The sequence below is a fragment of the Amycolatopsis sp. NPDC058340 genome, from assembly GCF_042723975.1.
In the GTDB taxonomy this organism is placed as follows: Bacteria; Actinomycetota; Actinomycetes; order Mycobacteriales; family Pseudonocardiaceae; genus Amycolatopsis.
In genome coordinates, this window is the sequence record NZ_JBHXIB010000011.1 from 113,505 (window position 1) to 139,056 (window position 25,552).

Annotated in this window: 21 protein-coding genes; 17 read left to right on the plus strand and 4 right to left on the minus strand. The window is 69.3% G+C overall.

Annotated elements, in window-relative coordinates:
• Positions 1-32: 32 nt before the first annotated feature.
• Positions 33-737 (plus strand): LuxR C-terminal-related transcriptional regulator, encoded by a 705-nt coding sequence (locus ACFWIW_RS16105; protein WP_378369146.1) that lies wholly within the window; start codon positions 33-35, stop codon positions 735-737.
• 26 nt (positions 738-763) lie between these two features.
• On the opposite strand, the gene ACFWIW_RS16110 is transcribed toward ACFWIW_RS16105, so the two are convergent.
• Positions 764-1,948: an MFS transporter gene (locus tag ACFWIW_RS16110; RefSeq protein ID WP_378369219.1), complete on the minus strand. Its 1,185-nt coding sequence runs from the start codon at positions 1,946-1,948 to the stop codon at positions 764-766.
• 360 nt (positions 1,949-2,308) lie between these two features.
• Between ACFWIW_RS16110 and ACFWIW_RS16115 the strand changes: the two genes are divergently transcribed.
• The 5 genes from ACFWIW_RS16115 to ACFWIW_RS16135 are packed head-to-tail and all read left to right on the plus strand — an operon-like array spanning position 2,309 to position 9,571.
• The gene (locus ACFWIW_RS16115) at positions 2,309-6,010 is read left to right on the plus strand and encodes a nitrate reductase subunit alpha (protein WP_378369147.1); all 3,702 of its coding nucleotides are present in this window, start codon (positions 2,309-2,311) and stop codon (positions 6,008-6,010) included.
• Between the two features lies 1 nt (position 6,011).
• Positions 6,012-7,637: a nitrate reductase subunit beta gene (narH, locus tag ACFWIW_RS16120; protein WP_378369148.1), complete on the plus strand. Its 1,626-nt coding sequence runs from the start codon at positions 6,012-6,014 to the stop codon at positions 7,635-7,637.
• Positions 7,634-8,353, plus strand: a complete 720-nt coding sequence (gene narJ, locus ACFWIW_RS16125; RefSeq protein WP_378369149.1) for a nitrate reductase molybdenum cofactor assembly chaperone — start codon at positions 7,634-7,636, stop codon at positions 8,351-8,353. Before narH ends, narJ begins: the two co-directional genes overlap by 4 nt.
• Positions 8,350-9,078 (plus strand): respiratory nitrate reductase subunit gamma, encoded by a 729-nt coding sequence (gene narI, locus ACFWIW_RS16130; protein ID WP_378369150.1) that lies wholly within the window; start codon positions 8,350-8,352, stop codon positions 9,076-9,078. Before narJ ends, narI begins: the two co-directional genes overlap by 4 nt.
• Before the next feature lie 55 nt (positions 9,079-9,133).
• Positions 9,134-9,571, plus strand: a complete 438-nt coding sequence (locus ACFWIW_RS16135; RefSeq protein WP_378369151.1) for a CBS domain-containing protein — start codon at positions 9,134-9,136, stop codon at positions 9,569-9,571.
• A gap of 80 nt (positions 9,572-9,651) precedes the next feature.
• On the opposite strand, the gene ACFWIW_RS16140 is transcribed toward ACFWIW_RS16135, so the two are convergent.
• The gene (locus ACFWIW_RS16140) at positions 9,652-10,842 is read right to left on the minus strand and encodes a globin domain-containing protein (RefSeq protein WP_378369152.1); all 1,191 of its coding nucleotides are present in this window, start codon (positions 10,840-10,842) and stop codon (positions 9,652-9,654) included.
• Between the two features lie 256 nt (positions 10,843-11,098).
• On the opposite strand from ACFWIW_RS16140, the gene ACFWIW_RS16145 reads away from it, so the two are divergent.
• Entirely contained in the window at positions 11,099-11,983 is an 885-nt protein-coding gene (locus ACFWIW_RS16145; RefSeq protein ID WP_378369153.1) for a universal stress protein, read from the plus strand.
• Positions 11,984-12,215: 232 nt separating this feature from the next.
• Here the strand turns inward: ACFWIW_RS16145 and ACFWIW_RS16150 are convergent, their stop codons facing one another.
• Both ACFWIW_RS16150 and ACFWIW_RS16155 read right to left on the minus strand, forming a co-directional pair.
• Positions 12,216-14,825 (minus strand): HAD-IC family P-type ATPase, encoded by a 2,610-nt coding sequence (locus ACFWIW_RS16150; RefSeq protein ID WP_378369154.1) that lies wholly within the window; start codon positions 14,823-14,825, stop codon positions 12,216-12,218.
• Complete coding sequence (locus ACFWIW_RS16155) at positions 14,825-15,715, minus strand: universal stress protein (RefSeq protein ID WP_378369155.1); 891 nt, start codon at positions 15,713-15,715, stop codon at positions 14,825-14,827. Before ACFWIW_RS16155 ends, ACFWIW_RS16150 begins: the two co-directional genes overlap by 1 nt.
• Positions 15,716-16,015: 300 nt before the next feature.
• On the opposite strand from ACFWIW_RS16155, the gene hypF reads away from it, so the two are divergent.
• From hypF to ACFWIW_RS16205, 10 genes are all read left to right on the plus strand, one after another.
• The gene (hypF, locus tag ACFWIW_RS16160; protein ID WP_378369156.1) at positions 16,016-18,262 is read left to right on the plus strand and encodes a carbamoyltransferase HypF; all 2,247 of its coding nucleotides are present in this window, start codon (positions 16,016-16,018) and stop codon (positions 18,260-18,262) included.
• A gap of 3 nt (positions 18,263-18,265) precedes the next feature.
• Positions 18,266-18,511, plus strand: coding sequence for a HypC/HybG/HupF family hydrogenase formation chaperone (locus ACFWIW_RS16165; protein ID WP_378369157.1), 246 nt, complete (start codon positions 18,266-18,268; stop codon positions 18,509-18,511).
• Positions 18,508-19,605, plus strand: a complete 1,098-nt coding sequence (hypD, locus tag ACFWIW_RS16170) for a hydrogenase formation protein HypD (protein ID WP_378369158.1) — start codon at positions 18,508-18,510, stop codon at positions 19,603-19,605. The genes ACFWIW_RS16165 and hypD overlap by 4 nt, the downstream gene beginning before the upstream one ends.
• Positions 19,602-20,648 (plus strand): hydrogenase expression/formation protein HypE, encoded by a 1,047-nt coding sequence (gene hypE / locus ACFWIW_RS16175; RefSeq protein ID WP_378369159.1) that lies wholly within the window; start codon positions 19,602-19,604, stop codon positions 20,646-20,648. The genes hypD and hypE overlap by 4 nt, the downstream gene beginning before the upstream one ends.
• Positions 20,649-20,754: 106 nt before the next feature.
• The gene (locus ACFWIW_RS16180; protein ID WP_378369160.1) at positions 20,755-21,813 is read left to right on the plus strand and encodes a 4Fe-4S dicluster domain-containing protein; all 1,059 of its coding nucleotides are present in this window, start codon (positions 20,755-20,757) and stop codon (positions 21,811-21,813) included.
• Positions 21,810-22,262 (plus strand): Crp/Fnr family transcriptional regulator, encoded by a 453-nt coding sequence (locus ACFWIW_RS16185; protein WP_378369161.1) that lies wholly within the window; start codon positions 21,810-21,812, stop codon positions 22,260-22,262. Before ACFWIW_RS16180 ends, ACFWIW_RS16185 begins: the two co-directional genes overlap by 4 nt.
• Entirely contained in the window at positions 22,259-23,074 is an 816-nt protein-coding gene (locus tag ACFWIW_RS16190; protein WP_378369162.1) for an FAD/NAD(P)-binding protein, read from the plus strand. Before ACFWIW_RS16185 ends, ACFWIW_RS16190 begins: the two co-directional genes overlap by 4 nt.
• Positions 23,074-23,811, plus strand: a complete 738-nt coding sequence (locus tag ACFWIW_RS16195; RefSeq protein ID WP_378369163.1) for an oxidoreductase — start codon at positions 23,074-23,076, stop codon at positions 23,809-23,811. Before ACFWIW_RS16190 ends, ACFWIW_RS16195 begins: the two co-directional genes overlap by 1 nt.
• On the plus strand, positions 23,808-25,103 hold the full coding sequence (locus tag ACFWIW_RS16200) for a Ni/Fe hydrogenase subunit alpha (protein WP_378369164.1): 1,296 nt from the start codon (positions 23,808-23,810) through the stop codon (positions 25,101-25,103). The genes ACFWIW_RS16195 and ACFWIW_RS16200 overlap by 4 nt, the downstream gene beginning before the upstream one ends.
• Positions 25,100-25,540 carry a hydrogenase maturation protease gene (locus ACFWIW_RS16205; protein WP_378369165.1) on the plus strand — a complete coding sequence of 147 codons (441 nt, stop codon included), beginning with the start codon at positions 25,100-25,102 and terminating at the stop codon, positions 25,538-25,540. Before ACFWIW_RS16200 ends, ACFWIW_RS16205 begins: the two co-directional genes overlap by 4 nt.
• Positions 25,541-25,552 lie beyond the last annotated feature (12 nt).

Sequence of the window (25,552 nt, forward strand, 5' to 3'; positions counted from 1 at the left end):
CCCTCGACACCCATCCGACGGCGGTGATCCCGGTGGCGGTGGCCGCGGCGGGCGGGATGGCCGCCATGCTGCTCAGCCGAGACGACGCCGCGGCTCGCGGCCACGTGGAGCGCGGACTGGCTCTCCTGCGCGCGAAGGGCTCCTGGGCATGGACAGCCGAGATAGTCCCCCAGGCTGTCGAGTGTTACCTCACCGACGACGAGCCCGACGCCGCGCGACAGCTGGTCGCGGAGGCAGAGGAAGGGCTGGAAGGCATCGACGCACCCTCGGCGCGGACGGCGCTCACGGTGTGCAGGGCACAGCTGGCCGCCTCGGCGGGAGATCACGACGAAGCGGAACAGCATTACCGTGACGCACGGCTGCGCTACGACGAACTCGGGCAGCGTTACCGCGCCGCGCAGTGCGCCGACAAGGCCGCTCGCGTCACCGGCGCCGAGCCCTCGGTGTTCCGTGAGCTGGCCGTCACGTTCGACGCCCTCGGCGCCACCGTCGACGCCGCCCGGTGCCGTCACCACGTCCGCAGCACCGGCACCGTCATCCCTTCCGTGCGTGGCCGCCGCAGCTACGGCACGCAGCTGTCACCGCGCGAACACGATGTCGCACGGTTGCTGGCGAACGGCCACACCAACCGGGAGATCGCCCAAGCCCTGTTCATCTCACGGCGCACCGTCGAGGACCATGTCGCCAACGTACTCCGCAAACTCGCCGCGCCCTCCAGACACGATGTCCGGCTCTGAAGCACCACAGGACCGCTGCGGGCACGTCAGGTCGTGGTGGCCACCAGGCCGTTCCGCTCGGCGATCACACGACGGACAGCGGTCGTGGTGAAGGCCAGCGCGGCGGCGGCGACAGCGGCCAGTGCGGCCAGACCCAGCGCGTAGGAGCCCAACGCGCCGTAGAGGGCGCCCATCACCAGTGGCGGCACGAATCCGCCCAGCCCACCTGCGGCGCCGACGATCCCGGTGACCGAACCGACCTTGTTCCCTGGTGCCAGCAGGGCGACGAGCGCGAAGACCGCTCCGCTGCCGGCGCCGAGCGCGGCGGCCATGGACAGGAAAGTGATCGTGCCGACCGGCATCAAGGCCGGGGTGAACGCCGTGACCGCGGCCGCCGCGGTGACCACCGCGAAGACTCCGGCCAGCACCCGCACCGGACCGAAACGGTCGGAAAGCCATCCGCCCGCAGGGCGCATCAGCACGGCCAAGAGCACGAAGCCCGCCATCCGGTTCGCCGCGTCGGCCTGAGTAAGCCCGTAGGCGGCCTTCAAATAGGCGGGAAGGTAGACGGAAAACGCGACATAACCACCGAAGGCGACCGCGTACAGCGCCGAGGCCTGCCAAGTGATGGGCAGACGAGCCGTGTCGGCCAAGCGGCGGACGGCGGACTCGGTCGGCACCGTCCGGCCCGGCGCGTCCCGCAGCACGAGGAACGCGATGACGGCGTAGAGAGCCAGCACCACGGCGGTGAGCACGAACGGTACCGCCGCTCCGCCGGCGTCCACGAGCTGCACGGTGGTCAAGGCACTGATCGCGGTGCCGCCCATGCCCGCCCCGAACACACCGATCGCCAGCCCACGTCGCCGTGGCGGGAACCAGGCGTTGACGAACGGCACCCCCACGGCGAACGCGGTACCGCCGATGCCGAGGAAGAACCCGCCGATCAGCAGGGCAGCCAGCGAGGTGTTCCCCGCCAGGCCGAGGAAGAGCACCGGCACGATCGTCGCCGCCGAGACCAGCGGGAACATCACGCGTCCGCCGTACCGGTCGGTCAACGCACCCACGGGGATCCGCCCCACCGAGCCGACCACGACCGGTACGGCGACCAACAGCGCCTGCTGGAACGAGCTCAGCCCGAGGTCCTCTTTGAACAATGGGCCGAGCGGGCTCAGCAACGCCCACGCCCAGAAGTTCACCGCGAAGCCCACGGTCGCGATCGCCAGCATGAGCATCCGCCGCCCGGCAGGCGGTCCGTTGTGGTTCTCGTCCTCGTTGCCCTTGGCCGGATGCGTGCCCGGCGTTGTCACGTGCGTCGTCATGTCGCCTCGGACGTTCTCGTCGTAAGTAGTGGACGGCTCAAGGATGCGAACCGGCCCGGCGGCCCAACAGAGATCGACGGTCCCGTCGACGCGGGCCGAACGTCCCTTAACCGGCCGGCCGCCGGACGGCCCGGCACGACGGGACCGAAGGTCCCTCGGTGCGGGACGTTCGCCTGGTGATCGGCGGTCGGCTCTCGCCGAACATGGGTGATGCCTTACCGGCCACCCGCCCTCTGCCCCGGTGTCCGGATCACTCGAAGGAGCCTCGTCCCCGTGCCTTCCCATCCTGTACCTGCGAACGACCACGTTCCCGGACACGGGCCGCTGCTCGGTGCCCGTCGTTTCCTGACCGGGGAGACGGTCGGTGACCACGGACGGACTCTGCACCAGATCGATTCCGGCGCCTGGGAGTCGTTCTACCGCGACCGATGGAGCTACGACCGGGTCGTGCGGTCGACCCACGGCGTCAACTGCACCGGTTCGTGCTCGTGGAACGTGTTTGTCAAGGACGAGCTGATCACGTGGGAGCACCAGGCGACCGACTACCCGACCACGGGACCGGACAGCCCCGACTACGAACCCCGGGGTTGTCCGCGCGGCGCGTCGTTCTCCTGGTACGAGTACTCGCCCTCCCGTGTCCGGCACCCCTACGTGCGAGGCTCGCTGATCACGATGTTCCGGGCCGGGCTTCAGCGGTTCGGCGATCCGGTCGCCGCGTGGGCGGATATCGTCGAGGACCCGCGCAAGGCATCCGTCTACAAAGGACAGCGCGGTCGCGGCGGTTTCGTGCGTGCCTCGTGGGACGAGGTGACCACCATGGTCGCCGCCGCGCACGTGTACACCACCAAGACCCACGGGCCTGACCGCGTGGTCGGGTTCTCGCCCATTCCGGCGATGTCCATGGCGTCCTTCGCGGCGGGCACCCGCTACCACGCGTTGCTGGGCGGCACGCTGCTGTCGTTCTACGACTGGTACGCCGACCTCCCGATCGCGTCACCCCAGGTGTGGGGCGACCAGACCGACGTCCCCGAGGCCGGCGACTGGTGGAACTCCACCTACCTGGTCATGTGGGGCTCCAACATCCCGGTCACCCGCACTCCGGACGCCCACTTCCTCGCCGAGGCCCGCTACCGCGGCACTAAGGTCGTCGCGGTCAGCCCGGACTACGCCGACAACGTCAAGTTCGCCGACGACTGGCTCGCCCCGAGGCCGGGCACCGACGGCGCCTTGGCGATGGCCATGGGCCACGTGATGCTCACCGAGTTCTTCCGCGACCGCCAAGTCCCCTACTTCACGGACTACGTGCGGTCCTACACCGACCTGCCCTTCCTGGTGACGCTTCGCGAGCGCGAGCCGGGCGTCTACGCCGCGGACCGGTTCCTCACCGCCGCGGACCTCGGTGACGAGGACACTGGCGCGCACCACAAGACCGTTCTGCTCGACGACACGTCCGGCGCCCCAGTGGTGCCGGGCGGGTCGCTGGGATTCCGCTACGGCCCAGAGGGAGAAGGCCGGTGGAACCTCGACCTCGGCGACGTCGTGCCCGCGCTCGGCGTGTTCGATCACGCCACCGGACAGGTCCCCGTGGACCTCGCCCGGTTCGACATCGGTGAGACCGAAGGCGGCGCCACCATGCGCCGCGGCGTCCCGGTCATGCGCGTGGGCGGCCACCTCGTCACCGGCGTCTTCGACCTCATCATGGCCCAGTACGGCGTCCGTCGCGGCGACCTGCCCGGCGAATGGCCCACCGGGTACGACGACGCCGGCGCCCCGCACACCCCCGCGTGGCAGGAGCGGCTCACCGGCGTGCCCGCGGCGATGGCGGCCAAGATCGGGCGCGAGTTCGCGCGCAACGCCGAGCGCAGCCGTGGCCGGTCCCTGATCGCGCTGGGCGCGGGCGCGAACCAGTGGTTCCACTCGGATATGACCTATCGCGCGTTCATCGCGCTGGTCACCCTGACCGGCTGCCAAGGGGTCAACGGCGGCGGCTGGGCGCACTACGTCGGCCAGGAGAAGGCGCGGCCGATCACCGGACAACAGCACCTGAGCTTCGCCTTCGACTGGCAGCGCCCGATGCGGCACCAGGCGAGCACGCCCTTCTGGTACCTGCACACCGATCAGTGGCGCTACGAGAAGGTGCCCGCCGACGAGCTCGCCTCGCCGCTGGGACAAGGCCGGCTGGCGGGTATGGCGTTCGCCGACACCGTCGCGGCCGCCCAGCGTATGGGCTGGTCGCCGGGCCACCCCGCGTTCGACCGCAACCCGCTCGATCTCACCGACGAGGCCGCGGCCGCGGGGCTGAGCACGAGCGAGCACATCGTCGCCGAACTGCGCGCGGGTCGGCTCAAGGCCGTCGCCGACGATCCCGACGACCCCGCGAACTTCCCTCGCTGCCTGACCCTGTGGCGGGCGAACCTGCTCGGTTCGTCCGGCAAGGGCAACGAGTTCTTCATGAAGCACCTGCTCGGCGTGGATTCCTTGGCGTCGGCCGACGAGTGCGGTCCCGGTGAGCGGCCCCGCGACGTGGCGTGGCGAGACGAAGCGCCGACCGGCAAGCTCGACCTGCTCACCGCGATCGACTTCCGGATGACCAACACCGGCCTGCATTCCGACGTCGTGCTGCCCGCCGCCACCTGGTACGAGAAACACGACATCTCGACCACCGACATGCACCCGTTCGTGCACGCGTTCTCCCCGGCCGTCGCCCCTCCGGGCGAGGTGCACACCGACTACGACGCCTTCCTCTCCATCGCGGACAAGGTGAGTGAGCTGGCGGTCACCCACCTCGGTACCCGCCGCGACGTGCTCGCCGCGCCGCTGCAGCACGACACCCCCGACGAGCTCGCGACGCCGTCCGGCCGGGTCCGGGACTGGAAACGCGGCGAGTGCGAACCGGTGCCGGGCGTGACGATGCCGAAGCTGGTCGAGATCGAACGCGACTACACGCTCATCGGCGCGAAGATGCGTGCCGTCGGCCCGTTGCTGGACAAGCTCGGCACCACGACCAAGGGCATCACCGTCGACGTCACCACCGAGCTGGAGTACCTGCGCCACCAGAACGGCGTCGTGCCCGACGGACCGTTCGCGGGACGGCCGTCACTGTCCACAGCGGACCGGATGTGCGAGGCGATCCTCGCGCTGTCGGGCACGACGAACGGCCGGGTGGCGCACGAGGGCTTCCAGCAGCTGGAAAAGCGGACCGGGCAGCAGTTCACCGACCTGGTCGAAGGCCACGAAACCGACCACGTCACCTACGCGGCCACCCAGGAGGCGCCGCAACCGGTGATCACCAGCCCGGAGTGGTCCGGTTCGGAGAAGGGCGGCCGCCGCTACTCGCCGTTCACGATCAACGTCGAGCGGCGCAAGCCATGGCACACCCTCACCGGCAGGCAGCATTTCTTCGTCGAGCACGACTGGGTCGCCGAGCTGGGCGAGCACCTGCCCGGCTACCGGCCGCCGCTGAACATGGCCCGGCACTTCGGAAAGCCCGGCGAACTCGCCGACGGTGGCGTGACCGTCCGGTTCCTCACTCCGCACGCGAAGTGGTCCATCCACTCGATGTACCACGACAACGAGCTCATGCTCGCGCTCTCCCGCGGTGGTCCGGTGATCTGGATGAGCGTCGAGGACGCCGCCAAGATCGGTGTCGCCGACAACGACTGGGTCGAGGCCGTCAACCGCAACGGCGTGATCGTCGCCCGCGCCGTCGTCAGCCACCGGATGCCCGAGGGCACGGTGTTCCAGTACCACTCCCCCGAACGCACCGTGAACGTCCCGAAGACCGAGAAGCACGGCAAGGGCGAGGGAAAGCGCGGCGGCTACCACAACTCGATGACCCGGCTGCTCGTCAAGCCGACCCATCTCGCGGGCGGCCACGCCCAGCTGACCTACGCCTTCAACTACTACGGCCCCATCGGCAGCCAGCGCGACGAGATCACCGTGATCCGCCGCCGCGGCCAGGAAGTGGAGTACTGACATGCGCATCCGCGCCCAGGTCGCGATGGTGATGAACCTCGACAAGTGCATCGGCTGTCACACCTGTTCCGTGACCTGCAAACAGACTTGGACCAACCGCGAAGGCACCGAGTACGTCTGGTTCAACAACGTCGAGACGAAACCCGGTATCGGCTACCCCAAGCACTACGAGGACCAGGAACGCTGGAAGGGCGGCTGGAAGCTCGACAAGAAGGGGCGGCTGGTCCTGCGCTCCGGCGGACGCGCGAAGCGGCTTTCACGCATCTTCGCCAATCCCGACCTTCCGACACTTGAGGACTACTACGAGCCCGCGACCTTCGACAAGGACGTCCTCGTCACCGCGCCCGCCGGGCTCACCGACACCCCGGTCAAACAACCGAGGTCGGCCCTCACCGGGGAGCCGATGAACCTCGAATGGGGCGCGAACTGGGAGGACAGCCTCGGCGGCGCCCACGAGCGCGCCGGGACCGACCCGAACATCACCGCGATGGACCCCGACGCAGCGGCACGGGTGAAGTTCGAGTTCGAGAAGACCTTCATGTTCCACCTGCCCCGCATCTGCGAGCACTGCCTCAACCCCGCGTGTGTCTCGGCCTGCCCGTCGGGTGCGATGTACAAACGCGACGAGGACGGCATCGTCCTGGTCGACCAGGACCGTTGCCGCGGCTGGCGGATGTGCGTGAGCTCCTGTCCCTACAAGAAGGTCTACGTCAACCACGCCACCGGCAAGGCCGAGAAGTGCACCTTCTGCTTCCCGCGCATCGAAGCAGGCCAGCCCACCATCTGTTCGGAGACCTGCGTCGGGAGGCTGCGCTATCTGGGGCTGGTCTTCTACGACGAGGACGCGGTGCTCGCCGCCGCCTCCGTCGATGACGAGCAGGAACTGTTGGCCGCGCAACGAGCCGTGTTCCTGGACCCGCACGATCCCGAAACGGTGCGCCTGGCGACCGAGGCGGGCCTGCCCGAGGAATGGATACTCGCCGCGCAGGCCTCGCCGGTGTGGAAGCTGATCAGCGAGTACAAGATCGCTTTGCCGCTGCACCCGGAATACCGCACCCTGCCGATGGTCTGGTACGTCCCGCCGCTATCCCCCGTGCTGGACGCCGTCAACGCCGCGGGGCGCGACGACACCGACGCCGACGACGTCTTCCACACCATCCGCGATCTGCGGATCCCCGTGGAATACCTGGCCGAACTGTTCACCGCGGGTGACGCCGACGCGGTGGCGGGTGTGCTGATGAAGCTCGCCGCGATGCGTTCCTACATGCGCGCCCGCACCCTCGACGGCACCGTCGCCGAGGAACTCTGCGAGGCCGTGGGCATGTCCGGCAAGGAGATCGAGGCGATGTACCGGCTGCTCGCGATCGCCAAGTACGACGAGCGCTACGTCATCCCCACCGCCTATGCCAAGGACGCCGCCGCACTCGAAGCACAGGCGGCGTCCACTTCGGACTGTTCGCTGGACTGCGACGGCGGCCCCGGGATGACCGAACCTGCCGCCACCGCCGAGCGGTTCCACCTCGTGACCGAAGACCGGCAGGTCCGCCCGGGCCGCCGGAGCCTGTTCGCCCGCCGCGGCGACGGCAGGCTCGGCCTGACCATCGACCCCGCCGGAGGCCGCTCATGACCGCGCCCGAACAGTCCTTTGTGGAGGGGGCCGACCGGAGCCGGTTGTTCGAACTCGCTTCGGTTCTGCTCACCTACCCCGACGCCGCACTGATCGGTGCCCGGAAGGAACTGTCCGCCGCCATCGGCGAGATCACCCATCGCGAGGTCCGCGAACAACTCACCGCGTTCCTCGACTGGTTCCTGACCACCGATCCCCTCGAGATCGAGACCCACTACGTGCGCACGTTCGACCTGCGCCGCCGCTCAGGGCTGTACCTGACCTACTACCTGCACGGCGACACCCGCAAGCGCGGCATCGCCCTGCTCACCCTCAAGCAGCGCTACCGCGCCCACGGCCTGCGCCTGACCCCTGGCGAGCTGCCCGATCTGCTGCCGGTGGTACTCGAGTTCGCCGCGATCGCCGGCCAGGGCGACGGCGAGGCACCGCTGCGCCAGCACCGCCGGGGCCTGGAGCTCCTGCGCTCCACTTTGAACGAAAGCGGATCACCGTACCGGCACCTGCTCGAAGCGGTCGTCGCCGCGTTGCCGCCCCTGACCGAGGCCGACCGGGACACCATCCGCGCGCTCGCCGAAGACGGTCCTCCCGTGGAATCGGTCGGACTGGCGCCATACGGCACCGATGTCGACACCATCGGCTTCGGCCCCGACCTCAGTACCGAGGCGTGTGCCCACGCAAACCCCTTCACCAACCGTTCGATGGAGAGTGTCCCGTGAGCACGTTCGTCTGGATCGTCGTCCCCTACGCCTGCCTGGCGGTGTTCGTGCTCGGCCACGTGTGGCGGTGGCGCCACGACCAGTTCGGCTGGACCACCCATACCAGCCAACTGCTGGAGAGCCGCATCCTCCGGCTGGGCTCACCGTTGTTCCACCTCGGAGCGTTCGGTGTCATCGCCGGTCACGCCATGGGCCTGCTGGTACCCGCTTCGGTGACGGCGAAGATCGGCATCTCGGAGCACGTCTACCACGCCACCGCCGTCTGGGGCGGCACCGTCACCGGTGTCATGCTCGTGGCCGGGCTCGTCTTGCTGATCGCCCGCCGCTTCGTCAACCGCCGCGTCCGCCGGGTCACCACGACGATGGACAAGGTGCTCTACGCCGCGCTGGCCGCGATGGTGGTGCTCGGGATGACCGCCACGATCGGCACCAACCTCCTCGGCGAGGGTTACGACTACCGCGAGACGATCGCCGTCTGGTTCCGTGGCGTCTTCTGGTTCTCTCCCGAACAGCACCTGATGACCGGGGCGCCTCTCGTCTACCAGCTGCACGCGATCGGCGGGTTCCTGTTCCTCGCGCTGTGGCCTTTCACGCGGCTCGTCCACGTCTGGTCGGCACCGCTGGCGTATCTGTGGCGGCCCTACGTCGTCTACCGCGGCCGCCGGGGGAAGCCCGTGACCCCTGCCCCGACGCCGGCGGCCGTGCGAGACCGGGCCCTGCGCTGAGCGGACCGGGAACGCTACGTGCGCCCTGCCACCTCTCGAGCAGGAAGGAGATTTCGTGACCGCTTCCGCCCCACCCGGGCTGATCGGCAGGACCGTCGGGGACGTGCTGGTGCGACAGCCCAAGACATCGCCCGTGGACATCTCGGTCGATCAGGCCCGGGCCTGCTTCGCCGACGACCACGTCCACATGCTCCTGCTCATCGAGGCCGGACGGCTCATCGGCACCCTCGTACGCACCGACCTGCCCGCTGACCTGGACGGCACCGGCCTCGCGCTGCCCCACTCGCGGTTGTCAGGCCGGACGGTGCCCGCGGACATGCCCGCCGAGCAGGCGCGCCGTCTCCTCCTGGCTCGCGGGCAGCGGCGTCTCGCCGTGGTCGACGACGGCGGTGCCATCCTGGGCCTGCTCTGCCTCAAACGCCGTCTGACCGGCTTCTGCGGTGACGCCGACGTCGCCGCTCGTGCCGCGGAGCGCTCCGCTCAGCCGATGTAGAGCGCCCTCCCCAAGTACGTGAAGGCCCCCTTCATTGCGTCAAGCGCAATGAAGGGGGCCTTCACGTACTTCACCCAGGGTCAGTCGAGCATCCCGGGACCGAACACTTCGTAGTGAACCCGCTCGGCGGCCAGGCCGCGGCGGACCAGCCCATCGCGGATCTTGTGCATGAACGGCAGCGGACCGCACAGGTAGGCGGTGGTACCCGGGGTCAGCGGCAGCACGTCGACATCCATGAGGCCGGACCGCGAGCGGTCGTCGTGGTCGTTCTCGTACCAGTACAGTTCGTCGACCTCGCCGAGGCCGGACGCGATCTGGGCACATTCACGGCGGAGCGCGTGCTGGGCGGGTGAGCGATCGGCGTGGGCGAGGACGATCCGCCGCGTCGGCTGGGTGCGGGCGAGGTGATCCAGCATGGCGGCCATCGGGGTGATCCCGATCCCGGCGCTGATCAGGAGCACCGGACCGTCGCCGATGTCGAGTGTCGTCTCGCCGGCGGGTGGTCCGAGCAGCAGGACCTGGTCTTCGGTGACGTGGTCGTGCAGGTGATTGGAAACCACGCCGTCCGGGGCACCGTCGTGGCCGCGAACGCGGCGGACGGTGATCCGCAGCGAACCCCGCCCGGGGCCGTGCGACAGTGAGTACTGGCGAGGCTGCCGACGGCCGTCGGGCAGGTCGACAGCGACCGAAACGTACTGGCCGGGCAGGAAGTCCGGTACGGCCGCCCCGTCATCGGGCACCAAGGTGAACGAGACCACGTCGACGGCCTCATCGAGGCGTTTGGCCACGCGCCACCGGCGCCAGAGCCGGGCGGGATCGAGGTCGCCACGTTCGTAGAGGCGGGCTTCGGCGGCGATCAGCCGGCAGGCGAGCAGCCAGTAGACCTCGTGCCACGCCGCGAAGACTTCGGGGGTGACCGCCGCGCCGAGGACGGTGCCGACGGCGTTGAGCAGGTGGTGACCGACGATCGGGTACTGCTCGGCCCGGATGCCCAGCGACACGTGCTTGTGCGCGATCCGCTCGGCGACCCGGTCGAACGGCGCGGTGTCGTCGCCGGCTTCGCTGACCAGGTGCTCCGCGAAGCCGGCCACGGCTGAGGCCAACGCGAGCTGCTGCCGTCCATCCGCCTGGTTGCCCTGGTTGAACAGGTCGAGCAGGTCCGGATGCGCGGCGAACATCGACGAGTAGAACTCACCGGTGATTTCCACGGCGTGCGCGCGCACGACGGGCAAGGTGGCACGAACCACCTCGGCGGATGCTGTGGACAGCAACGAATTCTCCTTCTTCGGGGAGTGGGACCAGGCTTCGCAAAGGCGCCGACGCGGCCACGACCGGTCTCTTTCCCGATCCTGCCGGGAACGGGATGCGGCACCAAGGGATCTTCGGAGTACTCGATCGGGACCTTGGTCCCTACGGAACTCGGCCGATGGCACTGGGGCCGGAACCCCTGGAACGGCACGGTGGAGGGCGTGATCAGCACCGCCCATGGCGCGCGGCTGGCGAACTTACTCCCGATTCGAGGACACGATGACTGCACCAGAAATGCGACCGGTGGTGGTGGGTGTGGACGGCTCTTCTTCGGCCGTCCAAGCGGCGCGATGGGCCGCGACCGAAGCGGCGAGACGGAAGGCACCGCTGTCGATCACGCATGCCTGCATGCTGATCCCGGTGCGGATGCCGCCTGGGGTCGAGTTGCCGAGGCCTTACGCCGACGCGCTGACCGAACAGGGGAGGGAAGTGCTCGCGGCGGCCGCGGAGGCGGCAAGGGAAGCTGCCCCCGAGGTCGGCGTGACCACCGAACTGCGCGGCGGAGCCGCCGCCGAGCACCTCATCGGGCGATCGGCCTCGGCGGACTTGATCGTGCTGGGCTCCCGCGGACTGGGCGGATTCACCGGGCTGCTGGTCGGTTCGATCGCGGTCGCGGTGGCGACGCACGGACACTGCCCGGTCGTCGTCGTCCGGGGAGCGGATCGGCCGCAGGACGCACCGGTCGTCGTCGGTGTGGACGGTTCACCGACGAGTGACGCGGCTCTGGCCTTCGCCTTCGACGCCGCCGCGACACGCGGTACGCGGCTGGTCGCCGTGCGCGCGTGGTCGGACTTCGCCGTGGGCAACGCCTGGGCATTCGGCTCCGCGCTGGATTGGGAGACCGTTCAGGCAGCCGAGGCGCGGCTGGTGGATCAGCAGCTCGGCACCTATCGAAGCAAGTATCCCGACGTGCCCGTCGAGAGTGTCGTCGTTCGCGACCGGCCGGCGCACACGTTGCTCGAACACTCCGAAAACGCCCAGCTCGTCGTGGTCGGCTCTCGCGGCCGAGGCGGTTTCCGCGGCCTGCTCCTCGGCTCCACGAGCCAGGCGCTGATCCACCACTCCGCTTCTCCGGTGGCCGTCGTCCCGCCCGCCCGGCAGTGAAAGCCGCGCTGTAGGACGGCGGCGTCCCCGACTGTCCACTAAGGACTTTGCTGGACCGGTGGGGCCTGAGTGGTACGGCCGCTCTGGTCTCGCCGGTGCTCGCCCGTACCCGGGGCAAGCGAAGTTGACACTCGCTCGGCGTTGCTGCCGGTCGCGATCCTCCTTGCCACCTCCGGTGACCTCCTGGCTTTCCCTGCGACGCCTTCCCACAGCGCTCCCGTCGTCCGCTCGATCACCTTCGGCGCTCCGTTCGCGGCGCCTGTCGTCCTTTGACCGAAGTGGTCGTGCCACTGGGCACCGGCTGCACGCGGCCCGCTCGTGACCGGCGCCGCTGCCGTGCCTTGTCGAGTTCGACGAGGCCATAGGTGAGTGCGGCCAGCACGGGGATCGGGATCCAGGTGTGCCATGGCATCGGCGCGGTGTGGAACAGAGTGTTCATGAACGGCACGTAGGTCAGCACGAGCTGCAGCCCGATGGTCAGCGCGATACCCGCGGGCAGCCAGCGGTTGCGCAGGAATCCGACATGCGGCCGGAGATTCTCCAGGGACCGGCAGTTGATCAGGTAGGCGATCTCGCCGCCGACGAACACGTTCATCGCGACCGTCCTCGCCAACTCCAGCGACGCGCCGGCGGCGACCTGCCACTGGAACGCGCCGAACGAACACGCGAGCAGGATCGCCGAGACGAACACCGTGCGGCCGGCCAGCGCGCCGGTCAGCAGCGGCAGCGAAGGCGGCAGAGGCGGGCGCTTCATCACGCCCGGTTCACGCGGTTCGAATGCCAAAGTGAGGCCCAGCGCGACCGCGGTGGTCATGTTGATCCACAGGATCTGCACCGGCAGGATCGGCAACGCGGTGCCAAGCAGGATCGCGGTCAGGATCACCAGCCCCTCGGCCATGTTCGTGGGCAACGTCCAGATGATGAACTTGCGCAAGTTGTCGAAGACGGCCCTGCCTTCCTCCACCGCGGCCCGGATGGAGGCGAAGTTGTCATCGGCGAGCACCATGTCGGCCGCTTGCTTCGCGACCTCGGTGCCGCCACGTCCCATGGCCACGCCTATGTCCGCACGGCGGAGCGCCGGCGCGTCGTTCACGCCGTCCCCGGTCATGGCCACGACCTCGCCACGCTCCTGAATCTCCTTGACCAGGCGGAGTTTCTCCTCCGGCGACACCCTCGCGTGGACCGATCCGATGCCGAACTCCGCCGCGATCGCCTGTGCGGTCGCCGGATGGTCACCGGTGATCATGGTGACCTCGATACCCGCTTCCTGGCAGGCGCGAACCGCCTCGATCGCCTCCGGACGTGGCGGATCGTGCATACCGACCAGGCCGAGTACGACGACGTTGCCCCGCAATCCCTCTTCGGAGAGTTCGACATCGACCGCGCGCCCGATCGCCAGGACCCGGAGCCCCTCGGTCGCCATGGCTTCGGCCTCGGCACAGTGACCGGCACCGGCCAACTCGAGCAAACGCTCGACAGCCCCCTTCACATAGACGACCCCATTGACGTGCTTCGTCGCCATGAACCGGCGTTCGGAGCTGAAGGGCAGGACTTCGACGCGTTCCGGTACGTCGCCCGCGTCCAGGCCGGCCTTGCGGGCAGCGACCACCAAAGCCGCCTCGGTCGGATCCCCGACCGGCCGCCATCGGCCGTCCTCTTCCGCGATCCGGGCGTCGTTGCACGCCAAAGCGGCAAGCAGGCATTCTCGCGCCGCCGCGTCGGGCGCGGGTACCACCGCCCCCTCCGGCGCGTACCCGATGCCGGAGACCCGGTATCCGCGCCCAGCCACCACGAGCTCGCGGACGGTCATCGCGTTGGCGGTCAGCGTCCCGGTCTTGTCAGTGCAGATCACCGTCGTGCTGCCCAGGGTTTCCACGGCGGGAAGCCGCCGGATGATCGCGTGCCTGCGCGCCATCCGCGCCACCCCGATCGCGAGGGTCACGGTGACCGCGGCCGGAAGGCCCTCGGGAATGGCCCCGACCGCGAGGGCGACGGCGGCGGTCACCATCTGCGCGGGCGGCTGGCCGCGCAGCAACCCGACCGCGACACCGAACAGCGCGAGGCCGAGGATCACGATCGTCAGCAGGCGGCTGAACCTGGCGAGCTTGCGGGTCAACGGTGTCTGGACCGAAACCGTCGTCCCGACCAGGCGATGCACCTGGCCGATCTCGGTGCCCGCACCGGTCGCGACCACGACCCCGCGCCCTGTCCCCGAGGTCACCAAGGTGCCCGAGTACGCCATGTTGGTGCGATCGGCCAGCGCGGTATCCGGTGGCAGTACGAGGGAATCCTTCGCCGACGGCACGGACTCGCCGGTCAGTACCGACTCGTCGATCCGCAGTTCACCGGTGGCCACCAGACGAAGATCCGCACCGACCTGATCACCCGCCTCGAGCAGGACGACGTCGCCCGGTACCAGCTCCACCGAGGGCACCCGTTCGGTGACACCGTCCCGGACGACGGTGGTCTCGGTCCGCACCATCGCCACCAGCGCGTCCAGCGCCCGTTCCGCGCGCGCCTCCTGGAGGAACCCGATGATCGCGTTCACCACGACGACACCGAAGACCACGGAGGCATCCACGGTTTCGCCGAGGGCCGCGGTGACGGCCGCCGCCGCGAGGAGAACGTAAATCAGCGGATGATGCAGCTGTCCGAGCAGCCGCACCGCCCAGTTCCGGCCCCGCCGAGGTGGCAGTTCGTTCGGACCGACTTCCGCCAGCCGCTGCCGCCATACCTCGCGGGAAAGCCCGGCGACGGCGTCGGTTTCGGTCAACAGCAGCACTTCGGGAACGGGAAGCCCGAAGTGCGCGACATTCTCACGATCGACAGTGGTCGCCTCCATCACTCGGCTCCCCCGCGCGTCGCCCGGACGACCATCACCGGGCACTGGGCGTGGTGTACCAAGGCGTGACTGGTCGATCCGAGAACTAGCCCGGCGAAGCCGCCGCGGCCACGGCTGCCGACGACCAGAAGTCGCGCTTTCGCACTCGACTCGAGCAGCCGGTGACGCGGCCTGTCGCGGACGATCACCTGCTCGACGGGCACGTCCGGATACTTCTTCCGCCATCCCGCGAGCCGGTGCTCGAAGACCCGTGCTTCGGTCTCGCGCACCGATTCGCCGGGGAAGGGCAGCGCACCCTCTCCCGTGAACAGGCCGGCGATGTCACCGTCATGCCAGGCGTGCAGCGCTACCAAGGGGGAATCGCGGGCCGACGCCTCTTCGAATGCCCAGGCGATCGCCTTCTCGCTGAACGGGCTGCCGTCCACACCGACCACCACTGGTCCGCTATCGCTCGAACCACGGACTACGACGACAGGGCACTGCGACACCGACGACAACGTGTCGGCGGCCGACTCGGCGAACAACCTGGTGATCTCCCCGGTCGGCGGGCCCATGACCAGCAGCCGCGACCGTGCCGAAGCCTCGGTCATCGCGGCGACCGGGCCGGTTTCGGCGACGATCGTGGTCACCCGCACCTCGGGCACAGCCGATTCGGTCTTCTCACGGACCTCACGCAGGACTTCGTGGGTTATCGCCTCTTTGGTCTTCAGCCACACGTCGGGCGGGAACGACCGGTTACCGAACGGAGCGCCATCGACCCCGTAGGCCATCAGGAGGTTCAGCTCGGTATCCCGCATGCGTGCTTCCTCGGCCGCCCACAACGCCGTTTTCATCGACGAGGCCGAACCGTTCACCGCCGCGACGACCGGAGATCCCCCGGATGTGGCCATGAATTCGCTCCTCCAGTGCACCGAGCATTCGGAAATCGACCCAGCCGACGATATGCAGCGGCGGAAACCCGAGGCTGCGGCCGGAGGTCACGGTGTGGCGGGGCCTTCGGCACTGGAGCGACGAGCCGGATGTCGAAACGATCGACGGCCCGAACCGTTCAGTGGGTGAATTCGGTGCCGGGTCCTACCCGGCGTCCGCTCGGCCGGACAGGTCGTTGGGCCGGGCGGTCCGGGACGTTCTGCCCTCCCCCTGCCTCCGCGGCATCGTTGATCCTGGAGCGCATCCGAACAGGAGGCTCCATGACGACCGGTGCGAACGTGACCCAGCGGATCGAGGTGCACGGCACGGTCCAAGGGGTCGGATTCCGCCCGCACGTCCACCGTGTCGCGACGGCGCTCGGCGTGGACGGCGAGGTCCGCAATGTCGGGGGCCATGTGGTGATCACCGCGTCCGGGCGGCCGGAAGTACTCGAGGCGTTCCACCGTGACGTACTCGACGGTGCGCCGTCGCCGTCGAAGGTCGAACGCATGACCGTCACCCAGCTGCCAGCCGGAGAGTCCGAGAGCGGCTTCTCGGTCCGCGACAGTGCGCCCGGCAGGGGGTCTCGCGCAGTTTCACCGGATCTGGCCACCTGTGCGGCCTGTCTGACGGAACTGTTCGATCCGGCCGACCGGCGCTACCGGTATCCGTTCGTCAACTGCTCCGGATGCGGCCCGCGGGCGACGATCGTCGAGGACCTTCCGTACGACCGCGTCCGGACGACGATGAACCGGTTTCCGATGTGCGGGTCCTGCGCCACGGAGTACCGCGACCCCGGCGACCGCCGGTTCCACGCCGAACCCGTTGCCTGCCCGGCTTGCGGACCACGACTGTCCTGGGCCGGCATCACCGGGCAGGCGGCCCTCGCGGCGGCGGTGGAGACGATCGGCAATGGCGGCGTCGTGGCGATCAAAGGGATCGGCGGGTACCAGCTGGTGTGCGACGCGGCTGACGACCGGGCGATCGGCCGGCTGAGAACGGCGAAACACCGCCCGGCGAAGCCGTTCGCGGTGATGGCACGTGATCTCCGCGAAGCGGCCGAGCTGTCCTTTGTGGACGACGAGAGCGCCGGACTGCTTTCCTCTCCGGCGCGCCCCATCGTGCTCCTCGAAGCGCGTCTGGGAACCGTGGTGTCCGACGCCGTGGCACCACACCTGCCCGAGATCGGCCTGTTCCTGCCGAACAGCCCACTGCATCACCTTCTCCTGCACGACCTCGGCCGTCCGCTGGTGGTGACCAGCGGAAACCGCGCCGGTGAACCGATCGCGATCTCCGACGAGCAGGCCCGGTCCGCGCTCGGACCGCTGTCCGACGGCATCCTCGGGCACGACCGGCCGATCCTCTCCCGTCACGACGACTCGGTTATCCGCGCCGGCCGGGTCGTGCGACGCGCCCGCGGGTACGCGCCCGCCCCGGTCCCGTTGCCCACCGCCTCGCCGGAGCCCGTGCTGGCGGTGGGTGCGCAACTGAAGAACACTGTCACCTTGGCGGCCGGTGAGCACGCCGTGCCGGGCCCGCATATCGGCGACCTCACCGACGTCGCGGCCTTCGAAGCCTTCGAGCACACGACCGACAGGCTGTGCCGGTGGACGAACGTGACCCCAGAATTCTGTGCGCACGACCGGCATCCCCGGTATCGATCGACGCTGTACGCGGCCAAGTGGCCCCGCGAGCGCCGCATTCCGGTGCAGCATCATCACGCCCATGTCGCCGCGACGGCCGCCGAGCACGGGGTTCAAGGACCCTTCATCGGCGTCGCGTACGACGGGCTGGGCTTCGGTGACGACGGAACGCTCTGGGGCGGCGAGATCCTGCTGGCTTCGTATACCGGCTACCGGCGGCTCGCCCGGTTCGGTCACGTGCCGCTCCCCGGCGGCGAGGTCGCCGTCCGGCGCCCCGGCCGGATGGCTTCGGGCTACCTGATCGGCGCGGAGGATTTCGGGGAACCCTCATTGCCGTTCGACCAGGAGAACGGGGAGAGCGCGCTGGTCCGGCGGATGATCGAGCGCGGCGTGAACAGCCCGCTGACCTCCAGCGCGGGAAGGCTTTTCGACGCGGTGGCGGCACTGCTCGGGCTCTGCGAAACGAACACTTACGAGGGTGAAGCGGCCGTTCTGCTCGAGGCGGCCGCCTCCGGTGAACCGAGGCGAGAGCCGCTCCCGTGGAAGCTGCATCGGCGTGGTGGCCTATGGGTCTACGACCCCGTACCGGCCCTGCGTGAACTCCTCGGCTCGACTCGGCCCGCGAGCGAGCTCTCGGCGCGGTTCCACACGACGATCACCGAGGTCACCGTCGCCCTGGTGACGGAGGCCGCCGCGACCAGCGGCACGAAGACGGTGTGTCTCGGGGGTGGCGTGTTCCAGAACCGCAGGCTCACCGACGCGGTCACCGGTTCCCTGACCGGACTGGGTTTCCGCGTGTTCACCGGCGAACGGATCCCGGTCAACGACGGTGGGATCAGCTATGGGCAGGCGGCCGTCGCGGCGGCGTTGCTGGCAGGGAGGTAAGCCATGTGTCTCGGTATCCCCGGCCGGATCGTGAGCGTGGAGGAGGATTTCCCGCGCGGCGGGATCGTCGACTTCGACGGCCTGCGGAGACCGGTCTGCCTCGCCTACACACCGGAGGCCGGGATCGGTGACCACGTGATCGTCCACGTCGGTTTCGCGATCAGTGTGGTGAACGAGGAGGAAGCGGCGCGAACGCTGGCCGTGCTGCGCGCGATGCCCGACGCGATCGAGACGGAGCTGGGGCCGTGAAACACCTCGACGAATACCGGGATCCCGTACTCGCGCGCAGACTCCTCGGCGAACTACGCGCCACCGCAACCAGGCCGTGGACGGTGATGGAGGTCTGCGGCGGCCAAACGCATACGATCGTCCGGCAAGGGATCGACGAACTGCTCCCCTCGGGGATGCGGATGATCCACGGTCCCGGCTGCCCGGTCTGCGTGACCCCGCTCGAAATCATCGACAAGGCGCTCGCCGTCGCCGCCCGGCCGGAAGTGATCTTCACCAGCTACGGCGACATGCTCCGGGTGCCCGGCACGTCCGGCGATCTCGTCGCGCTCAAGGCACGCGGCGCCGATGTCCGCGTCGTCTACTCACCGCTCGACGCCGTACGGATCGCACGGGAGAACCCGGACCGCGAGGTGGTGTTCCTCGCCGTGGGGTTCGAAACGACCGCCCCCGCCAACGCGATGGCGGTGCTGGACGCGGCCAAGGCCGGCGTCGCCAATTTCAGTGTCCTGGTGAGCCACGTTCTCGTGCCACCCGCGATCACCACGCTGCTGGACGCGCCGGACAACCAGGTCCGGGCCTTCCTCGCCGCCGGGCACGTCTGCGCGGTGATGGGCTGGACCGAGTACGAGCCGATCGCCGCCCGGTACGGCGTCCCGATCGTGGTGACCGGCTTCGAGCCGCTCGATCTGCTGGAAGGCATCCTGATGGCGGTGCGGCAGCTCGAAAGCGGCCGTGCCGTGGTGGAGAACCAGTACGTACGAGCCGTGAGCCGGACCGGCAACACCGCCGCCCGCGACGCCGTGGACCGCGTGTTCCGGGTGACCGACCGGAAATGGCGCGGTATCGGCGAGATCCCCGCCAGCGGACTCGCGCTCACCCCGGAATTCGCGGACTTCGACGCGGACCGGCGGTTCGCGACCGGCGCCATCGTCACCCGGGAATCACCGGCCTGTATCGCGGGGGAGATCCTGCGTGGCACCCGGCTTCCGACCGACTGCCAGGCCTACGGAACGGCCTGTACCCCCCGGACCCCGCTCGGCGCGCCGATGGTCTCGGGCGAAGGAACCTGCGCGGCGTTCCACAACGCCGGACGCGGATTGGAGCCGAAATGACCGGTCTCGAAGAACTCGTCTGCCCGGTACCGCAGGCCGAAACCGAACGGGTGCTGCTCGGACACGGCTCCGGCGGGCAGCTCATGGCCGAGCTGCTCGCCGACGTGATCACCGCCGAACTCGGTACCGATGATCCGCTCGAAGACGCCGCGGTCGTCGGTGTCGGGGGCGTGGACACCGTGTTCACGACCGACGGATTCGTCGTGACACCGCGCTTCTTCCCCGGTGGGGACATCGGTTCGCTGGCCGTGCACGGCACTGTCAACGACCTCGCGATGCGCGGCGCCATGCCGGTCGCGCTGAGCCTCGCCTACATCATCGAAGAGGGTTTTCCGATCGACGAACTGCGGCGGGTCACCCGCTCGGCCGCGGCCGCCGCGATCGCGGCCGGTGTCAAGATCGTCACCGGGGACACCAAGGTCGTCGGCCGTGGTGCGGCTGACGGTCTTTACGTCACGACCACCGGTATCGGGCTTCGGCCCGGCGGTGCTCGACCGTCCGCCACCGCGGGCAGGCCAGGTGACCTGGTGCTGTTGTCCGGCCCGATCGGCCTTCACGGCACCGCGATCCTGAGCGCACGCGAAGGTCTCGGCTTCGAGGCGGAGATCTCGTCGGACAGCCGCCCGTTGCACCACCTGGTCGCCGCGATGCTCGCGGTGGGCGGGCCCCACGTGCACACCCTCCGCGACCCCACCCGGGGCGGACTCGCGAGCGCCCTGAACGAACTCGCTTCCGCGTCCGGCGTGGGGATCGAGATCACCGAAGCGGAGGTACCGGTACCGCGGCCGGTCGCCGCGGCGTGCGAACTGCTCGGACTCGACCCGATGCACGTCGCGAACGAGGGCTGCTTGGTGGCGCTGGTCGCCCCGGAAGCCGCGCAGGACGTGCTGCGCGCCATGCGTGCGCGGCCCGACGGTGCGAGTGCCACCGTCATCGGCGAAGTGACGGACGGGCCGGTGGGCCGGGTCAGTGCGCGCACCCTGGTCGGCTCGACCCGGATCGTCGACGTCCTTGTCGGGGAACAGCTTCCCCGCATCTGCTGAGAGCCTGTGGACGGAGCCGAGATTTGTCCGGAAAGTGACCATACGCGTGAACCCGCTGCGACCTCGAAGGCGGGTTCACCAACAGACACTGAGAGAGGTGAGGCCGATGGACGCCGTCCTGGACCTGGCCGGGCTCGACGCGCTGATCCGCACGCTGATCACGAGCGGGCGGACGGTGATCGGCCCGGTGCTGCGCGACGACGCGATCACCCTGGCGGAGCTGGATTCCGCGGCCGATCTCCCGTCCGGCTGGGGTGTCGAGACCGGCCCGGGCCACTACCGAGTACACCGGCGGGCAGACGCCGCGCTGTTCGGGCATTCCGCCGGGTCGCAGTCGTGGAAACGGTTCCTGCACCCTCCCCGCCGTCCCCTGCTCACCAGTGGGCCCGGCGGATTCCAGCCGGTCCGGGAAGATCCGGTCGAATACGCCTTCTTCGGTGTCCGGCCGTGTGATCTGGCCGCGATCGGCAAGCTGCGCCAGATCGTCGGCGGTCAGATGCCGTTCGTGGTCGCCGTCCAGTGCACCGAACCCGGCGGAGTCTGCTTCTGCGCTTCGATGGGCTGTGGGCCGTCGGCCGACGGAGGCTACGACCTCGCACTTACCGAACGGATCGATGGCGAGGGCCACCGATTCCTCGCGGTCGCCGGAACCGCCGCGGGTGCCGAGGTGCTCGACCGCCTGCCAGGACGGCCCGCGCACGAACAGGACGTCGCGCTGGCGGCGGAAGACGTCGCCGCCGCTGCGCGGCGGATGGGCCGGGCCATGCCCGACACAGACCTCCGCGATCTCCTCGCCACAAGCCGCGAACACCCCCGCTGGGAAGACGTCGCCGGACGCTGTCTCACCTGCGGCAACTGCACCATGGTCTGCCCGACCTGCTTCTGCGTGTCCACAGAGGACACGACAGACCTCGACGGCGGTGCGGCACGGTCGCAACGCTGGGCGTCCTGCTTCGAGATCGACTTCTCCCGGCTGCACGGTGGCGCGGTCCGGACGTCGGGGGCCGCTCGTTACCGGCAGTGGATGAGCCACAAGCTCGGCACCTGGCACGATCAGTTCGGCACCTCCGGCTGCGTCGGCTGCGGGCGGTGCATCGCCTGGTGCCCCACGGGAATCGACATCACCGAGGAAGCCGCGGCGCTCGCGGAAGGTGCGTCGGGATGACCTCGCCACACCCGGGAACGCCGCTGCTCGCCGGCCTTTCCGAAACACAACGCTCGACGCTGGCGGCGACCGGCCGGATCGAGGACTACGAACCCGGAACGCGACTGTTCGACGAGAGCGGCGAGGCCGACCGGTGCTGGCTGATCATCTCGGGTCGCGTCGCCGTGGACACTTACATTCCCCATCGCGGTCCCGTGACGCTGCAAAGCGTGGGACCGGGGGAACTGCTCGGCTGGTCGTGGCTGATCCCGCCGTACCGCTGGCATTTCGGCGCGGTGGCCGTCGCCCCGACGCGCGCCTTGGTGCTGGACGCCGGGCAAGTGCGCGCGCTCGTCGAAACCGATCCGGAGCTGGGCTACCGGCTCACCCGGATTCTCCTTGAAACGCTGGTGGACCGTCTGCAGGCCACCAGGCTCCGCCTCCTCGACCTCTACCGGACCCCGGCATGAACCCCGACCCCTGGCTTCCCCGGCCCTACCGAGTGATCGGCAGGATCGCCGAGACCGGCGACTCGGCGACGTTGACACTGGCGCCGGACGGCGACCGATTACCCGAATTCCGCCCGGGCCAGTTCGCCATGCTCTACGCGCACGGTGTCGGGGAAGTGCCCATCTCGGTCAGCGCGATTCCCGGGGACGGGACGCTGGTGCACACCATCCGTGCCGTCGGCGCGGTGAGCCGGGCGCTGCACGACGCCGAGCCCGGCACGGTGCTGGGCGTGCGCGGCCCGTTCGGCACGGCGTGGCGTCTCGACGGCGACGGCGATCTGCTGCTCGTGGCAGGCGGCATCGGGCTCGCCCCGCTCCGGCCCGTGCTCCGGTACGCACTGAAACGTCGTTCTTCGCGCCGCGTCATCCTGATCGCCGGAGCACGGACGCCCGCGGATCTTCTGTACCGGAAGGAACTCCGCGGTCTGTCCGATCCGGACGGTCCCGAGATCGTCCTCACCGTCGACCGCGGTGACGACGGCTGGACCGGGCACGTCGGCTTCGTCACCGAACCACTCGCCACGCATCCGATCGATCCCCTGCAGACCACCGCGCTGCTGTGCGGGCCCGAGCCGATGATGCGCTTCAGCGCAAGGACCCTGCTCCGCCGGGGAGTTCCCGCCGAGCGGATCGAGGTCTCCCTGGAGCGGAACATGCAGTGCGGTACCGGCCTGTGCGGGCACTGCCAGTTCGGCCCGCTGCTCGTCTGCCGGGACGGGCCCGTCGCCGGTTACCCGGTCGCCGAGCCCCTCTTCCAGGTGAAGGAGTTGTGATGCTCTCCATAGCGGTGTGGAAGTTCACCTCGTGCGACGGCTGTCAGCTGACCTTGCTCGACTGCGAGGACGAGCTGTTGCCCTTGACCAGGCAAGTGAAGTTCGCGCATTTCGCCGAGATGACCAGCGTCTCCGAACCGGGGCCCTACGACATCTCGATCGTCGAAGGGTCGGTGACCACCTCCGCCGAAGCGGAAAGAATCCAGCGCGTCCGCGAGCAATCCACCGTTCTGGTCGTGGTCGGCGCGTGCGCCACCTCCGGCGGAATCCAGGCCCTGCGCAACTTCGCCGACGTCGAGGAGTTCCGTTCCGTGGTGTACGCACGTCCGGACCACATCGAGACACTGGCGACGTCGACGGCGATCGCGGAGCACGTCAAGGTCGACTACGAACTTCGCGGTTGCCCCATCGACAAGGGGCAGCTCCTGGAGGTTCTCACCGCGCTGATGGCGGGCCGAGCGCCCGATCTCCCCGACACCAGCGTCTGCACCGAATGCAAACGCCGTGGCCTCACCTGCGTGATGGTCGCGCACGGGACCCCTTGTCTCGGACCGGTGACGCACGCGGGCTGCGGCGCCCTGTGCCCCGCGGTGAACCGTGGCTGCTACGGCTGTTTCGGTCCGATGAAACAACCGAACGTGCCCGCGCTGATCCCGTTGCTGCGCCGGAGCGGAATGGGCGACGACGAACTGCACCTGGTGTTCAGCACTTTCAACACGGCGGCGGAGTGGACATGACCCATCGGGCGAATCGCATCCTGCAAGTGGCGGGACTGGCACGGGTGGAAGGCGAAGGCTCACTTCGTGTGCGCACCGACGGCGACCGGGTCGAGAGTGTCGAGCTCGCCATCTACGAGCCACCGAGATTCTTCGAGGCCTTCCTCCGCGGCCGCGATTTCCGCGAGCCACCGGACATCACCGCCCGGGTGTGCGGGATCTGCCCGGTCGCCTACCAGCTCAGCGCGTGCCGGGCCGTCGAAGACGCTTGTGGTGCCGAGGTGGGAGACGGCCTGCGCGCGCTGCGGCGGCTGCTGTACTGCGGCGAATGGATCTCCAGCCACGCGCTGCACATCTATCTCCTGCACGCGCCGGACTTCCTCGGTTTCCCGGACGGTATCGCGATGGCCACCGCCCATCGCGAGATCGTGGAACGGGGACTCGCGCTCAAGAAGGCCGGGAACCTGATCATGGAGACGATCGGCGGACGCGCGATCCATCCGGTCAACGTCCGGGTCGGCGGCTTCTACCGTGTCCCGGACCCCGCCGGGTTGCGCTCGCTGGCGGACGTGCTCAGGCACGCTTTGGACGACGCGCTGGAGACGGTGCGCTGGGTTTCGGGATTCGACTTCCCCGACCTCGACATCCCCCATGATCTGCTCGCTTTGCGGGACACCGGCGGCTATCCGCTGGATCGGGGTGAACCGGTGGTCAGTACCGGGCTGCGGTTCACCGCACGCGAGTTCCCCGAGCATGTGGAGGAACACCAGGTCTCGCATTCGACGGCGCTGCACGCCCGGCTGGACGGCCGGATGTACCTCACCGGGCCGCTCGCCCGGTACAGCCTCAACTCGGACCGGTTGTCCCCGCTCGCCGCTGGTGCCGCGGCCGACGCCGGTCTCGGGGCGGAATGCCGCAACCCGTTCCGCAGCATCGTGGTGCGCGCCGTCGAGGTCGTGTACGCCCTCGAGGAGGCTTTGCGGATCATCGAGACCTACGACCGGCCGGACCGGCCGTTCGTCGAAGTGACCCCACGCGCGGCGACCGGTCACGGAATCACCGAGGCTCCGCGCGGGCTGCTGTACCACCGCTACGAACTCGACGCGGGCGGGCGAATCCTGAGCGCGGACATCGTTCCGCCGACCTCGCAGAACCAGCCCGCGATCGAGCACGACGTGGCGAGGCTGGTCGATCTCCACGGAGATCTCGACGACCACTCGCTGGTCTCGCTGTGCGAGCGCGCGATCCGCAACTACGACCCTTGCATTTCCTGCTCGGCGCATTTCCTCGACTTCACCAGGGAACAGCGGTGAACCCCATCGTCATCGGCGTCGGAAACGAGTTCCGGCGTGACGACGGCGTGGGACCGGCCGTCGCCCGCGAGGTCTCCCGCCGCGGGATCCCGGCGGAGGTCAGCGATGGGGACACCGTGCGGCTCATGGAATGCTGGGAGGGTGCCGGCCTCGTCGTCCTCATCGACGCCGTCCGCTGTTCCCCCGGTGTGGACGGCCGCTGGCACCGGACCACCCTGCCGGAGCACGGGCCCGTCGCGAGTTCGCACGGCTTCGGGATCCCCGAGGCGGTCGAACTGGCGGAAGCCCTGGGCCGGCTTCCCGAGCGTTTGGTGATCTTCGCGGTCGAGGTGACCGATGTGGACTTCGGTCCGGGGCTGAGTCCTGCCGTCGCGGCGGCCGTCCCGGCCGTCGTGGGCGCGGTCCTCGCCGAAGTCCGGTCGGATACCGCGCCGTGACAGCCGGACCTG